14 protein-coding genes are annotated in these 14299 nt (G+C 68.8%); 11 read left to right on the plus strand and 3 right to left on the minus strand.

Translation table 11 applies throughout. The features are described from left to right. Window positions 1-16: 16 nt before the first annotated feature. From MUB56_RS08670 to MUB56_RS08705, 8 genes are all read left to right on the plus strand, one after another. Window positions 17-1012, plus strand: coding sequence for an NAD(P)-dependent oxidoreductase (locus tag MUB56_RS08670; RefSeq protein WP_244931498.1), 996 nt, complete (start codon window positions 17-19; stop codon window positions 1010-1012). Then, a complete protein-coding gene (locus MUB56_RS08675; RefSeq protein WP_244931499.1) occupies window positions 1009-1527 on the plus strand; it encodes a hypothetical protein in 519 nt (172 codons plus the stop codon). Before MUB56_RS08670 ends, MUB56_RS08675 begins: the two co-directional genes overlap by 4 nt. A 366-nt stretch (window positions 1528-1893) precedes the next feature. Continuing rightward, window positions 1894-3459 carry an ABC transporter substrate-binding protein gene (locus tag MUB56_RS08680; protein WP_244931500.1) on the plus strand — a complete coding sequence of 522 codons (1566 nt, stop codon included), beginning with the start codon at window positions 1894-1896 and terminating at the stop codon, window positions 3457-3459. A 33-nt stretch (window positions 3460-3492) separates the two neighbouring features. Next, the gene (locus MUB56_RS08685; protein WP_244931501.1) at window positions 3493-4434 is read left to right on the plus strand and encodes an ABC transporter permease; all 942 of its coding nucleotides are present in this window, start codon (window positions 3493-3495) and stop codon (window positions 4432-4434) included. A gap of 47 nt (window positions 4435-4481) precedes the next feature. Beyond that, window positions 4482-5315 carry an ABC transporter permease gene (locus MUB56_RS08690; protein ID WP_244931502.1) on the plus strand — a complete coding sequence of 278 codons (834 nt, stop codon included), beginning with the start codon at window positions 4482-4484 and terminating at the stop codon, window positions 5313-5315. After that, window positions 5308-6324 carry an ABC transporter ATP-binding protein gene (locus tag MUB56_RS08695; protein ID WP_244931503.1) on the plus strand — a complete coding sequence of 339 codons (1017 nt, stop codon included), beginning with the start codon at window positions 5308-5310 and terminating at the stop codon, window positions 6322-6324. Before MUB56_RS08690 ends, MUB56_RS08695 begins: the two co-directional genes overlap by 8 nt. Continuing rightward, on the plus strand, window positions 6321-7130 hold the full coding sequence (locus MUB56_RS08700) for an ATP-binding cassette domain-containing protein (protein WP_244931504.1): 810 nt from the start codon (window positions 6321-6323) through the stop codon (window positions 7128-7130). The genes MUB56_RS08695 and MUB56_RS08700 overlap by 4 nt, the downstream gene beginning before the upstream one ends. Window positions 7131-7167: 37 nt before the next feature. Then, window positions 7168-7767, plus strand: a complete 600-nt coding sequence (locus MUB56_RS08705) for an HD domain-containing protein (protein WP_244931505.1) — start codon at window positions 7168-7170, stop codon at window positions 7765-7767. Window positions 7768-7885: 118 nt separating this feature from the next. Here MUB56_RS08705 and MUB56_RS08710 read toward each other — a convergent pair whose 3' ends face one another. Continuing rightward, the gene (locus tag MUB56_RS08710) at window positions 7886-8686 is read right to left on the minus strand and encodes a hypothetical protein (protein WP_244931506.1); all 801 of its coding nucleotides are present in this window, start codon (window positions 8684-8686) and stop codon (window positions 7886-7888) included. A 245-nt stretch (window positions 8687-8931) separates the two neighbouring features. On the opposite strand from MUB56_RS08710, the gene MUB56_RS08715 reads away from it, so the two are divergent. Next, a complete protein-coding gene (locus MUB56_RS08715; protein WP_244931507.1) occupies window positions 8932-9771 on the plus strand; it encodes an alpha/beta fold hydrolase in 840 nt (279 codons plus the stop codon). A gap of 46 nt (window positions 9772-9817) precedes the next feature. Then, window positions 9818-11068, plus strand: coding sequence for an amidohydrolase family protein (locus MUB56_RS08720; RefSeq protein WP_244931508.1), 1251 nt, complete (start codon window positions 9818-9820; stop codon window positions 11066-11068). A gap of 130 nt (window positions 11069-11198) precedes the next feature. Here MUB56_RS08720 and MUB56_RS08725 read toward each other — a convergent pair whose 3' ends face one another. Beyond that, a complete protein-coding gene (locus MUB56_RS08725; RefSeq protein ID WP_244931509.1) occupies window positions 11199-11768 on the minus strand; it encodes a flavin reductase family protein in 570 nt (189 codons plus the stop codon). 189 nt (window positions 11769-11957) lie between these two features. On the opposite strand from MUB56_RS08725, the gene MUB56_RS08730 reads away from it, so the two are divergent. Next, complete coding sequence (locus MUB56_RS08730; protein ID WP_244931510.1) at window positions 11958-13655, plus strand: AMP-binding protein; 1698 nt, start codon at window positions 11958-11960, stop codon at window positions 13653-13655. Between the two features lie 9 nt (window positions 13656-13664). On the opposite strand, the gene MUB56_RS08735 is transcribed toward MUB56_RS08730, so the two are convergent. Continuing rightward, window positions 13665-14264 carry a TetR/AcrR family transcriptional regulator gene (locus MUB56_RS08735; RefSeq protein ID WP_244931511.1) on the minus strand — a complete coding sequence of 200 codons (600 nt, stop codon included), beginning with the start codon at window positions 14262-14264 and terminating at the stop codon, window positions 13665-13667. Window positions 14265-14299: the final 35 nt, after the last annotated feature.

Raw genomic sequence — 14299 nt, forward strand, 5'->3', positions numbered from 1 at the left:
CCCCCACACCCGGATGATGCGTCCGCGGCTGCTGCTGGCGGAGGCGGACGGCCTCCATCGGCCCGGGGCCCGTGCGGCGCAGGTCGATCGCCTGGCCCGGGAGTTTCCCGACTGGCGGATCGACGACGACCGCACGGTCCTGCGGGATCCGGCCTATCCGTGGGGTGAGGTCCGCGCGATGACCTGCCTGGAGCTCCCGTCGGTCGGTCTCTCGGCGCTCACCGGGCTGCGGCTCCTGCAGTCGGTCACGACGGGGGTCGAGCAGCTTCCGCTGGACGAGCTCGAGGCGGCAGGCGTCCGGGTCTGCAACGGGGCCGGTACGGCGGCCCGGGAGATCGCCGAGTTCGTGCTGGCCAGGATCCTCGAGGACGCCAAGCGCCTCCCCGATGCGTGGCAGGCACAGGCGGCACGACGCTGGCAGCCGACGTACGGCGAGGGGCTTCGTGGAGCTGAGCTGCTGCTGGTCGGCTGCGGGGCCATCAACCGGGTGGTCGCCGAGCTTGCTGCGGCCATGGGCATGACCGTGCGCGTCGCCCGCAGGGACGTCGCCGGGGACCCGCCCGCCGGCGTCGTCGAGCAGCGTGCCCTCGCTGACCTTCCTGATCTGCTCGGGCGGGCGCGCTACATCGTGTGTGCGCTCCCGGAGGTCCGGGCGACGACCAACCTGCTCGACGGCGCCGCGATCGCGGCGATCGCCGACGGGGCGCTGCTGGTCAACGTCGGCCGCGGCAGCGTGCTCGACGAGGTCGCGCTCGTCCGGGCCTGCGCCTCGGGTCGGATCCGTGCCGCACTCGATGTCTTCGAGACCGAGCCCCTCCCCGCCACGAGCCCGTGGTGGAGCGCGCCCGGCGTACGCATCTCGGCGCACAGTGCGAGCGTGCCGGCTCGCGCGCTCTCTGAGGTCGGGGACCTGTTCGCCCTGAACCTGCGCCGGTTGCTGGACGGCGTCCCACTCGTCAACCAGGTGGCCGGTCCGACCGACCCGAGGAACCCGATGAAGGAGCTCACATGACCCAGACACCCAGCGGAGTCGAGGCCTATCTGCTCGGCCGCACCTACGCGGTCATGCCGATCCCGATGGTGCCGGAGCACTGCGTGGAGGTGCCGGCCGGCCCGCTCACGTTCGTCGTGGAGGCGCGCCGCCTCTCTGACGAGGCGATCAACGAGAACGCGTTCGACCGGGGGCGTCCCGACCAGACGGTCGTCAGCGGCATCGACGACGGTGGCGCCTGCGTGCACGTGCTCGACGCCGAGGACGGCCTGGAGTGGTTGCGCTTCGACTGCTTCGACAACGAGCCGCACTACCACTACGTACGCAACGGGGAGAGCGCCAACCAGGTGGTTCGCTTCGACCAGTTCGCCGAGGGGGACCCCGAGACCTGGACGCTGCAGCGGCTGCGCACGAGTCTGCCGGCGATGCTCCGCTACGCGGGAGCCGCCGCCCTGGCCGAGACGGTGGCCGAAGCGGATCTGACCGCGGCGGTGGACGAGGTGGCGAGGGTTCTTCTTCGGTCGCGAGCCGACTGACCGAGCGGTCCTCCATCGAACGAGACACGATCGTCCGCGGCACGCAGGCAACGCAGGCAGGCTTGGGGAGGATCAACACGATATATGTATGGAACTTTACATACAAACTGAAGCGGTGTGATCGCCACAACAGTGATGCAGTGCGGACGAAACATATAAAAGATCCATGGAATCTCTTGTGCGGCCGGAGTGAAAAGACCTACTCTCGCCTGTGGCGCCCGTCACTCCATCTAGGACGCATTCGCGGTCCGAAATCGAGTCCGAACGGGTCAGCAACGACCTCTGCGCCCCCAGGTGCAGGGCAGACGGAAGGGTGAAGACGTGACGCGCAGACTTGGTGTGGGCCGGTGGGCGAGGCGGACCTCGATGGCGGTCGCCGCTATGGGGCTCCTGGTGCCGTTGGCCGCGTGTGGCTCGGGCTCGGAGGGCGGCTCCGGGGGCGGCGGCGAGGGGAGTTCCGCGGACCCCTCGACCTATGACCGCGAGGCGACGATCACGGTCGGCACGCCGTCTCCGTTCTCGGCCCTCGACCCGGTCAAGCAGACCAACATCGGCGAGAACACCTTCACCTTCCTGATCTACGACTCCCTCACCCAGATGGACGCCAACTACCAGGTGCAGCCGATGCTGGCCACGTCGTGGGAGTTCGCCGCGGACGGTTCGAGTCTCACCCTGAAGCTGCGTGACGACGTGACCTTCCACGACGGAGCCACGTTCGACGCCAGCGTCGTGAAGGCGAACATCGAGCGCGGAAAGTCCACGCCCGGGAGCGGCCTCGCCGCTCCCCTCGCCTCGATCGAGGACGTCGTCGTCGAGGACGACTACACGGTCCGGCTCGACCTCGCGCCCGGCCTCGGTGCGGACCTGCCGGCCACCTTCGCGCTCAACGCGGGGATGATGGTCAGCCCCAAGGCGATCGCCGAGCGTGCCGACGAGCTCGCCCTCGACCCGGATACGGCCGGGTCGGGCCCCTACGTCCCCGTCGAGGTCAAGACGGGGGAGCAGGTCACCTTCGAGCGCAGCGACAGCTACTGGAACGACGACACCGCGTACGCCAAGACCCTGGTCGTCCGCTCGGTCACCGACCAGGCCGCGCGCCTCAACGGTGTCCAGACCGGCGCCATCGACGTGGCCCAGATCTCCGGCTCGTCCCCCGTGCAGGAGGCGCTCGCCCTGGTCGAGCAGGGCGCGGTCCAGGGCGACAAGATCTCCCAGATCACGCCGGTGGTGCTGATGATCAACGCCGAGCGCGGCGATCTCGTCAAGCCGGAGGTGCGACAGGCCCTCGCCCAGGCGGTCGACCGCACCGAGATCGTCGAGGGTCTGTTCGCGGGCAACGCGTCCGAGGCCACCCAGTTCTACCCCGAGGACTACTGGGCGGCCGACCCGGACTTCGACGCTGCCGCGAAGTTCGACGCCGCCGCGGCGAAGAAGCTCGTTGCTGACGTCGGCGGAGCCGAGATCAGCATCGCCGCGGCGACCGGCAGTACGGCGGAGTCCGTCGCGCAGGCGCTCCAGACCCAGCTGGGGAACGTCGGCATCAAGGTCAACCTGCAGTCGATCCCGTTCGCGCAGATCGACGACATGTACCGGCGCGGCGAGATCGACGCCCAGGTCGTCAACGCCTCGCCCGGACCTGACCCGGCTTCGTCCCTGACCTACTACGTCACCGACGGATTCGCGGCCAGCCGTGGCTTCGGCGACGTTCTCGGCAACCTTCCGGCGGAGGCCGCCGACCCGACGAAGACCCTCGAGGACCGTGCGACCAAGTACCGCGAGATCTGGAACGTCATGGCGGAGAACCACATGTGGACGCCGATCGTCCGCGGTGAGCAGGTCTGGGTCCGATCGAAGGACGTCACCAACGTGCCGAACCTTCCCTGGGTGCGGAGCGGCTTCCCCAACTACCGCAACGTCGCCAAGGTCAAGTGAGCCTGCCCCGGTCGGTGAGGAACTGAGTAGCCCATGACCAGATACGCACTTCGACGACTCGCGGTGGCGCTGCCGATCCTGGTGGCAGTGACCTTCTGTGTGTTCGTCCTCGTCGACCTCGCGCCGGGCGATCCGGCCGCGGCGATCGCGGGAGAGAACCCCACGGCCGAGCGCATCGCCCAGATTCGGGCCAGCCTCGGGCTCGACGATCCACTGCTCACGCGTTACTGGGGGTGGCTGGTCGACGCCGTGCAGGCAGACCTGGGTGCGTCGCTGACCAACGGACAGGCGGTCACCGAGGCCATCGGTGACCGCCTGCCCACCACCCTCTCCCTCGTCGTCGTCGCGATGACCATCACGCTGGTCGTCGGGCTGGCGGCCGGCCTGGTGGCCGCGCTCCAGCACGGGCGCGCAGCCGATCGGCTGATCACCGCCTGCGCTTCCGCGGCCATCGCTCTGCCTCCCTTCTGGGTGGCCCTCGTGCTGGTGATGCTCTTCTCGGTGCAGGCGCGCTGGCTGCCTGCCATCGGCTACGAGCCGCTGTCAGCCGGGATCTGGCCGTGGCTCTCTCATCTGCTGCTGCCGGCCATTGCGCTCTCGCTCCTGCCCATGGCCGAGGTGGCCATGCAGTTCCGTCAGGCGATGACCACCGTGCTGAAGCTCGACTACATCACCAACGCGGAGTCCCGAGGGCTCTCGCGGCCTCGGGTGCTCGGAAAGCACGCCGCCAAGAACGCAGCGGTGCCGGTCACCACCGTCTTCGCCTACCGGTTCGCGCAGGTGCTCGGTGGCACGGTCGCCATCGAGAGCGTCTTCGACCTGCCCGGCATCGGACGGCTCGCCGTCACCAGCGTCCTGTCGCGAGACATTCCGGTCCTGCTGGGACTGGTCGCCTTCACGACGCTGATCGTGTTGCTGATCAACCTGGTGGTCGACATCTCCTACGGCTACTTCAACCCCAAGGTCCGAGTATGAGTCGCACGACAGCCCCGCCCCGCCAGGGCAAAGGAGTGATGACTCGCGTGGGAGCGGTCGTCCGTCGGGAGCCGCTGGCGAGCGTCGCGGCGCTCTACCTGACGGTGATCGTGCTAACGGCGATCTTCGCGCCGGTGCTGGCCACGCACGATCCCGATGCGCAGCAGTTGATGCAGCGCTTCCAGCCATGGTCGGGAGAGCACTGGTTCGGTACCGACGGCTACGGGCGCGACGTCTTCAGCAGGCTCGTGTTCGGCACCCGGGTGACCCTCGAGGCGGCTGCGGTGGCCGTCGGGGTGAGCGTGCTGATCGGCGTCTCCTCCGGCCTGCTCGCAGGCTTCCGCGGGGGACTGCTCGACTCGGTGCTGTCCCGTGTCTTCGACGGCCTGATGAGCATTCCCGGTCTGATCCTCGCGCTCACCATCGTCGCCGTCCTCGGCCCGGGCCTGACCAACGCCATGGCCGCCATCGGGCTGATCTTCGCTCCCCAGTTCTTCCGTGTCACCAGGGCCGCGACCCACGAGGTCATGGGGGAGACCTTCATCGAGTCCTCGATCTCGATCGGCTGCAAGCCCAGCCGGGTGGTGTTCAAACACGTGCTCCCGAACGTCGTGCCGGCGATTCTGGTCCAGGTCTCGGTTGCTCTGGGAGTTGCGGTGAGTGCCGAGGCGAGCCTCAGCTTCCTCGGACTCGGAGTCGAGGCACCCACCGCTAGCTGGGGATCCATGCTGAGCACCGCGGCACAGACCATGACGCTCGCGCCCAACTTGGTCTGGCTGCCCGGAATCCTGATCTTCACCGTCGTCCTCTCCTTCTCCTTGATCGGGGAAGGCATTCGGAGGTCCCTGGTGGCTACCGGAAGGAAGACGTCCGATGAGTGAGCGGTCCGTGGACTCAGCTGCACCACTTCTCGAGGTCGAGGGCCTCACCCTCGAGTACCGCACCGGGAGGACCTGGACCCGGGTCGTCGAGGACGTCAGCTTCACCCTCGACCGGGGCGAGACCATCGCGCTGGTCGGTGAGTCCGGATCAGGCAAGACGGTGTCCGCCACGGCCGTGCTGGGTCTCGCCGGTCGCAAGGGTGGACGCATCGTCGAGGGCTCGATCAGGTTCCGCGGGCGCGAGCTCGTCGGCCTGCCCGAGCGCGAGCTGCGGCAGCTGCGGGGCCGTGAGATCTCGATGATCTTCCAGAACCCGATGCGGAGCCTCAACCCGGCCTTCACAGCGGGCGAGCAGGTTGCCGAGGTGGCACGAGTTCATCTGGGGCTCAGCCGACGAACGGCATGGCAGAAGGCCATCGAGATGCTCGAGGCCGTCGGCATCCCGGAGGCAGAACGTCGCAGCCGCGACTACCCGCACCAGTTCAGCGGGGGCATGGCCCAGCGTCTGTCGATCGCCGCCGCACTGTGCAGCAACCCTGCTCTGCTGATCGCGGACGAGCCGACCACGGCCCTCGACGTCACGGTGCAGGCGCGGGTGCTCGAGCTGCTGCAGGAGATCCAGCGCGTCAGCGACCTCGCTGTGCTCTTCATCAGCCATGACCTGGGCGTCGTCGCCGACGTCGCCGACCGGGTGGTGGTGATGTACGCCGGCGAGGTCGTCGAGCACGGGGCGATCACGGACCTGTTCCTCACGCCCCGTCATCCGTACACCGAGGGTCTTCTCGGCTCGATCCCGGTCCTGGGCCGGGGGGAACAGCTCCGATCGATCCCGGGGACGATCCCTGCTGCGGGTTCGCACGGGGACGAGTGTCGCTTCGCAGCGCGGTGTGCCTACGCCGACGCCGGCAAGTGCCGGTCGGCCCACCCCCAGCTGGACGGCGTGGGAGCTGCACGAGATGTGCGCTGCCATCGCGCTGCGGACCTGAAGCTGGAGGGCATCAGGCGATGACGAACCTTCTAGAGGTACGTGGTCTCGGAAAGACGTTCTCCCGGAGTCGCCGGCTGGTGGGGCGCCGAGCGCCCTCGATCCTCCCGGCGGTCGATGACGTCTCCTTCACCCTGCCGAAGGGCCGCTCGATCGCTGTCGTCGGAGAATCGGGAGCGGGGAAGTCCACTGTCGGTCGACTGGTGCTCAGGCTGATCGAGCCCGATCGTGGTGAGATCACCTTCGACGGGATCGACCTGCGCCTCCAGTCGGCGGCTCAGCTGCGCGCGCTTCGGCGGCGGATGCAGATGGTCTTCCAGGACCCCTACAGTTGCCTGAATCCACGGATGACCATCGCCGACTCGGTCGCGGAGCCACTCATCGTCCACGAGCTGGGCTCGCCCTCCCAACGGCTGCAGAAGGCGGCCGAGATGCTCGACCGCGTCGGCCTGACGTCGCAGTTCGGTCGCCGGCATCCCTCCGAGCTGTCGGGCGGGCAGCTGCAGCGCGTCGCCATCGCGCGGGCGCTGATCGTCGAGCCCGACTTCGTGGTCTGCGACGAGCCGACAGCGGCGCTCGACGTCTCCGTTCAGGCCCAGGTGCTCGGGCTCCTGGCCGAGATGCAGCGCGAGCTCGGCCTGGCCCTGCTGTTCATCACGCACCACCTGGCCCTGGTCGAGGTGATCGCCGACGACGTGATCGTCATGAAGAGCGGCCGCATCGTCGAGCAGGGCCCCGTGGCCCGGGTGCTGCGCAACCCCGCCGACCCCTACACCCGCGACCTTCTTGCCTCGGTGCCCACGCCGATGCCGCGGGCTTTGCGCCCATGAGATGTGCACGACAGACGAAACGACCGAAGGAGTCAGCATGAGTATCGACGTCGTCAGCTTCACCACGATGGACGCCGCAACGGCCGAGGAGATCAAGCTGATCGCCCGCGAGGCCGAGCGACACCGGAAGGAGAACCTCGTTCCCAACCTGGTGAAGCAGCTCGAGGCGATGAGGGGCCACACCTACGGCTATCGGGTCGACCGCTACACGCACTCGCTGCAGAGCGCGACACGCGCGCACCGGGAGGGCGCCCGGACCGACCTGGTGATCGCTGCACTGCTTCACGACATCGGCGACGACCTGTCGCCCGACAACCACAGTGAGGTGGCCGCCGCCATCCTTCGCCCCTTCCTCGACGAGGAATCGGTCTGGGTCGTCAAGCACCACGGGGTCTTCCAGACCTACCACTACGGGGCGGCGATGGGCATCCCGACCGACTCGCGGGAGCGGTATCGCGACTCGCCGTACTTCGACAGCTGCGCACACTTCTGCGCAGCGTGGGACGCGCCCTCCTTCGATCCCGACTACGACTCGCTGCCGCTGAGCTTCTTCCTGCCGATGCTCCAGGAGGTGTTCTCGCGCGAGCCCCACTCGTGGGGGGACCCGGCCATCGAGGGCAGTGGCCCGGCGGCCTGATCAGGGGCACGCTCCGGCGGTCGATGGTGAGGCGACCTCCAGGCCATCGACCGCCGGGCAGCAGGATGACGCTGCGCGGATCGACCTGTGACGGGCCGGGTCCCGCGCCCGAGGGTCGTTAGATCGTGTCGAACCAGTCCCACTGCCAGGGGAGGATCGTCTCGAGGGACCCGTGGAAGTCGATCCGTCCCGGCAGGGTCACCGGCGGCTGCAGGGCAGCGGCGTACTCGTCGGACCGGAGCCGGTCGAGCACGACGGTCGGTGGTTCGATCTCGGTCCGCACCATGACCAGGCGCACGATCCGGTCGCCTCCGGTGCCCTGCGCGGCTTCGCGCGCGGCCCAGGACGAGGGTGCCAGTGAGGTGTCGTTCTGCAGGCACCAGGCGCCGGCGACGCCCGGTATCCCGGCCAACGCCGGCAGCAGCTCCTCGAGCTCCCACGCGAAGCGCCGGTGCAACTCCTCCCTGGCCTGCGCCGTGGGAACGGACGTGGCCAGCATCAGCATGCCGGTGCCGGGTCGGTGGACCAGGGCACGCTCGCTGAGGCGGATGTCCGGCGACGTCGCCGTGCCCACGAGGCGGAAGAAGTCCATGTAGGCGCGGTCCACGAGCGACACGTCGGGCCGGCGACCCTCACGGAAGGACTGCTCGGCGAGCTCGGCCCAGGTCCCGATGCTGTCGACGTGCGGCTCGTCGAACCAGTAGAACGTGGCGTAGTGGAAGTCCGAGAACTCCTCGCGGCGCACAGCCTGGGCCGCCGAGGTCGGAGTCAGGACGAAACGCTCGCCCCAGGCCAGGCCCTGGAGGGCGAGATTCTCCGGTCGGTGGTCCAGTTGGTGCCACTGGTTGATCGCGCTGTGCATCGACGGCGTGCGGGCCCGGGACAGGCTGAGGAAGGCGATCTGTGGCGCGGGTAGCATCGAACCTCGTTCTGACGTGAATGATATGAAAGATCTACATCACATTCCAGATAGAGGCAAGGGCGCCGATGGCCCGTTCGGCCGACCAATCCGACGTAACTGGTCCGGTCAGAGCGGGCAAGGTCGGGTCTCATAGCAAAATAATCCTCTGAAAGATCTTGATCGAGATCGCAATTCTGCCTAAGTTGTGTCCGTCGCCACATCGAGGGCGCGAGGTCGCCTTGCGGCGGCCGGAAGGGAAGGTCATGAGGGAGATCCCGTACGCGCCCGCCGCGGAGATTCGCGCCGTTCCGGGCGGCCTCGGGGGATTCGAAGCAGGCGAGGGTCCCACCCTGGTCATGTTGCACGGATTCGCTCCCGGCATCGACTCGCGCACCGAGTTCGCAGCTCAGGTCGACGCGTTCGCTGCCCGGCACCGCGTGCTCCTGCTGGACCTGCCCGGCTTCGGGGCGTCCGCGGACCTTCCCGTCACCGACTGCTACACCCGCGAAGCCGTGGAGCGTCTCCAGGTGACTCTCGAGGCCCTGGGTGTCGCGCACGCGGACGTCCTCGGGCTCTCCCTCGGCGGGTGGGTCGCCCTCCAGGCAGCGCTCGACGTCCCGGCGCTGGTCGATCGTCTCGTCCTCGCGGCGCCCGGCACCCTGGTGGCCGGCGACGATGGGCTTCGCACCAGTGAGGGCGTCCGCAAGCTCTCTGCCTTCCTCGCCCGCCCCTCGTCGCTGAAGATGCTGGAGTGGCTGGAGACCCAGTTCGCGGATCCGGCCTCCATCACCGACAAGATGGTCGAGGACGAGCTCGCCAGGGCCATGCAGGTCGGCGCGATCGCGCGACTGCGCGCCGTACGACGAAGCTTCGAGGGTGCCGAGAGCGATCCGCCCCTGTGGAGTCACTCGCGACAGGTCCACCAGCGCTCGCTGTTGCTCTGGGGCCGCGAGAACGTCGATTTCCCGCTCGACAGCGTCCTGCACGGCGCCCGCCGGATACCGCGAGGCGACCTGCACGTGATGGCGGGTTGCGCTCAGCGCGCCCATCAGGAGCAGCCAGACGAGTTCAACCAGCTGGTGGCCCAGTTCTTGGCGCGCTGACTCCCGGGCGGCGCCTCATCCGAATGATCGACAGGAGAAAATGCGCATGGCAAGCATCGAAGAGCTGAGCAAGAACACGAGCTTCACCAACGCGGTGAAGGGCAAGGTCACGTTCCTTCCCGAGCCGGACAAGGCAGATCGCAAGTTCCCGTTGATCTCGGTGGACGACCACATGGTCGAGCCGCCGAACGCGTTCGAGGGCCGGATGCCGGCCAAGTACGTCGAGCAGGCGCCCAAGGTCGTCGACAAGGACGGCGCCGACGTGTGGATCTACGACGGTCAGGAGCTGCCCAACGTCGGGTTCAACGCCGTGGTGGGTCGTCCCATCGACGAGTGGAGCTTTGAGCCGGCCCGGTTCACCGACATGCGCCGGGGCGCCTGGGACATCCACCACCGGGTCAAGGACATGGACCTCAGCGGCGTGTACGCCTCGCTCTGCTTCCCCTCGTTCCTGGCCGGCTTCGGTGGGGTGCGACTGCAGCAGACGACCAAGGACCCCGAGCTCGCCCTGGCGGCGGTGCGGGCGTGGAACCAATGGAACATCGAGGAGTGGTCCGGGGCCTACCCCGACCGGATGATCCCGTGCCAGCTGCCCTTCATGCTGGACCCCGAGATCGGCGCGCAGGAGATCTACCGGAACGCCGAGCGCGGCTTCAAGTCGGTCACCTTCTCCGAGGCGCCGCACCTGCAGGGCTTCCCCTCGATGCACAGTGGTCACTGGGACCCGATCATGCGGGCGTGCGAGGAGACCGGGACGGTCATCAACCTGCACATCGGGTCCTCGGGCACCTCGCCCTCGACGTCGGAGGACGCGCCGCCGGACGTCGTCGGGGTGCTGTTCTTCGCCTACGCGATCCACGCGACGGTGGACTGGTTGTACTCGCGACTCCCCGTGCGGTTCCCGGATCTGAAGATCTGCATGTCCGAGGGCGGGATCGGGTGGGTGCCGGCTCTGCTGGACCGGCTCGACCACATGTCGACGTACCACCAGATGTACGGCACCTGGGACGGGATCGACCTGACCCCGGCCGAGGTGCTGCAGCGCAACTTCTACTTCTGTGCGGTCGAGGACCCCTCGTCGTTCGCGCTCATCGACCGGATCGGTGTCGACCACGTGATGGTCGAGGAGGACTACCCGCACTCGGACTCGCTGTGGCCGCGCACCCAGGCCGTCGTGCAGGACTCTGTCGGAGGGCTGCCCGCCGAGCAGATCCGCAAGGTCACCTGGGAGAACGCGTCGCGGCTCTACCGCCACCCGGTGCCGGAGTCGGTGATCGCGGACCCCAACTCGTTCTAGGCTCCAAGGCCGTGTCTCTGAAGTCCGCGCAGCAGGCGAATCCGACTTTGGAGACACGGCTTAGTTCTGCCCAGGCCGGCTGGGCGCAGCCGTGTGGACTGCGTCCAGCCGGGGGAGCGGCCTGCCCGGCTCAGCCCCAGCGCGAACCCCAACCCCAGTCGCCATCCCAGGCCTGCGGGCTCGCGGGACTCGAGGAGCCGGGAAGCTCGAACAGGCCGCGGTAGAAGAGCAGGGGGCGACAGCTGCGCAGCGACTCCAGCTCGAGGACCCTGCCGATGATGACGTCGTGATCGCCGGCGGGACGGACGTCGTCCACTGCGGCGTGGATCCGCAGCAGTACGCCGGGCAGCGACGGGGTGTTCCAGCGCGATCGGTCCCAGGCGAGCTCGGTGAAGCGCGTGCCCGAGGCGGACCCGAAGCGGTTGCAGAGATCGCGCTGGTCCTCGCCGAGAACGTTGATCGTGAACCGGCCGCTCGTGCGGATCCGCGGCCAGCTGCGGCCCCGGTGGTCCGCGCAGATCAGGACCAGCGGGGGATCGAGGGACACGGATGCGAAGGACTGGCACGCGAAGCCCACCGGGTCTTCGTCGTCCATTCCCGTGACGATCGTGACCCCGCTGGCGAACAGGCCCATGGCTCGCCGCATGTCCAATGCGTCGATCACGGCCGGCTCCGGCTCGTCTACTGCGGTACGGCTCATCTCTTTGGTCCTCCCTGCGCTGAGTTTCGATCGCGGCGAGGCTAGGGCGGTCGCTCGCGAGCTATCCAGGAAACCTCCCGGTGAACGGTCGATCAGCTGCCGCCCCGGGCGTTCGCTCAGCGGGAGGGCGGGTTGTCCCTCACGTGTTCTCGACCAACGTCCTTGCGCCCCTCGAATGGAGAACGTCAGATGTCATCGATCACCCGCGTGGAGCCGGCCCCTTCGGTGGTCACGGTCGCGGACCTCCTGCTCGCGCGAGCAGCGGACTCCCATCTCGGTCTGCGTACCCGCGAGCGGGACTGGACCTGGGCGGAGGTCGTCGCGGAGAGCATCGCGCGCACCGGCCTCGCCCGGGAGCTGATCTCCGCGGGTCCGCCTCATATCGGGGTCTACCTGGACAACGACCCCGAGTACCTCCTCTGGGTGGGGGCGGCCGCGCTGGGCGGCTTCGCGATCGTGGGACTGAACAAGACCCGCCGCACCGAGCAGCTGGACGACGAGATCCGTCGTACGGACTGCCGCATCGTCGTCACCGACCGAGCCGGGCTCGCCAGACTGCCGCTGCCCGAGCTGGAGGCGGGCGGCGTGCGCGTCCTGGTCGTCGGTGAAGCCGACTACGCCGCGAAGCTCGCACCGCACCGCGGCACGCCGTTGCCGGTGTCCGGGTCCGTGGATCCGGACAGGTTGCTGCTGTTGCTGTTCACCTCGGGAACGACCGGCCGGTCCAAGGCGGTGCGCTGCTCGCAGGGCAGGTTGGCACAGCGTGGCCTCGCGGCCAGCCGGCGCGACGGGGTCGGCCGCGACGACGTGTGTCTCGCCTGCATGCCGCTGTTCCACGGCAATGCCCTGATGGCTCTGTGGGCGCCGGCGCTGGCGGTGGGCGCCACCGTGGTGCTGACCGGCAAGTTCTCCGCCTCCCGCTTCATCGACGACGTCCGTGACTTCGGGGTCACCTACTTCACCTACGTCGGAAAGGCCATCGCCTACGTGCTGGCGACCCCCGAACGCGCCGACGACCTGGACAACGAACTGGTGCGGGCCTTCGGCACGGAGGCCTCGAGTCACGATCGACACCGCTTCCGCGAGCGCTTCGGCTGCGAGCTGATCGAGGGATACGGGTCCACGGAGTCCAGTGGCCTGGTGCTGCGCGACCCGGCGGCTCCGGAGACCGCCCTGGGGCGTCCCGCCCCCCAGGTGGCGGTGATCGATCCGGAGACCCTGGAGGAGTGTCCCCGCGCGGTCGTCGACGCGACGGGTCGGGTGCTCAATCCCGAGCAGGCGGTCGGCGAGATCGTCGATCGGGCGGGTGCGGCCAGCTTCGAGGGCTACTACAACGACCCGGAGGCAACCGCGGCCCGGCTGCACCACGGCTGGGTGTGGACCGGTGACCTGGGCTACGTCGACGAGGGTGGGTTCCTCCACTTCGGCGGGCGGCGCGGCGACTGGCTGCGGGTCGACGGGGAGAACATCTCGGCCCTGACCGTGGAGCGGATCGTGGAACGTCATCCCGACGTCGTGAGCGCTGCTGCCTTCGGGATCCCGGATGCGCGGTCCGGGGACGCGCTGATGATCGCGGTCCAGCTCGCCGAGGGCCGGTCGTTCGACGGCGAGGACTTCCTCGCCTACCTCGCCGCGCAGCCGGACCTGGGTGCCAAGGAGCTGCCGCTGTTCGTCCGCGTCGCCGAGCAACTGCCGACGACGGGTTCGAACAAGGTCGTCAAGGCTCCGCTCGTGGCCACGGCATGGTGCTGCGATGACCGGGTCTTCTGGCGTGCCGGGCGCGAGGCGAGGGAGTACCGCGAGTTCGGTCCGCAGGATCGTGCCGCACTGTCGGCCGAGTTCGCGCGGCACGAGCGGGGGCACCTGCTCCCGCTCGCCCCTGTCTGACGAGGCGGTTCAGTCGAGGAGGCGGTGCGCCGCGTCGGCGAGGATCTCCATGACCTCCGCCACCGGTCGCCCGGCGGCGACGTTGAGCATCGTGCCGAGGAACAGGCAGCTGAGGATCCGCGCCGTGCTCTCGATCGCCGCCGGGACCTCGGACTCGCCAGCCCGGAGCGTCTCGCCGATCCAGGCGGCGTTCTCGGGGCCGAACCCGATCACGGTGTCCGAGCTGATCATCGCGCCGGTGCTTCCGACGTACCCGCGGTAGAGGGCGTGGTAGAGCCGCGGCTTCGCCGCGGCCTGCCGCAGGATCCGGTCGAACACGCCGATCAGGCGCTCGGCGGCGCTTCCGGCCTGTGGCGGATGCTCACGAACCTGCGCCGTGGAGCGCCGCCCCAGCTCCATCAGCGCCTCGAGGAGCAGCTGGTCCTTGGAGCTGGCGTGCTGGTACGCCGTCGGGGTGGAGACCCCGGCCCGGGCAGCGATCTGACGGATGGTGACGGCGTCGTAGCCGTCTTCGGCGGCCAGGTCGATGGTCGCCTGGATCAAGCGGGCCCGGGTCGCGGCACGCGCCGGGGAGAGGACCTGCTGTACGACCTGGCCGGGGGCATCCATGGCCGAAGCCTAGTCTGTTCGAGCAGGCTATAGAC

Source organism: Nocardioides sp. W7, assembly GCF_022919075.1.
Lineage (GTDB): Bacteria > Actinomycetota > Actinomycetes > Propionibacteriales > Nocardioidaceae > Nocardioides.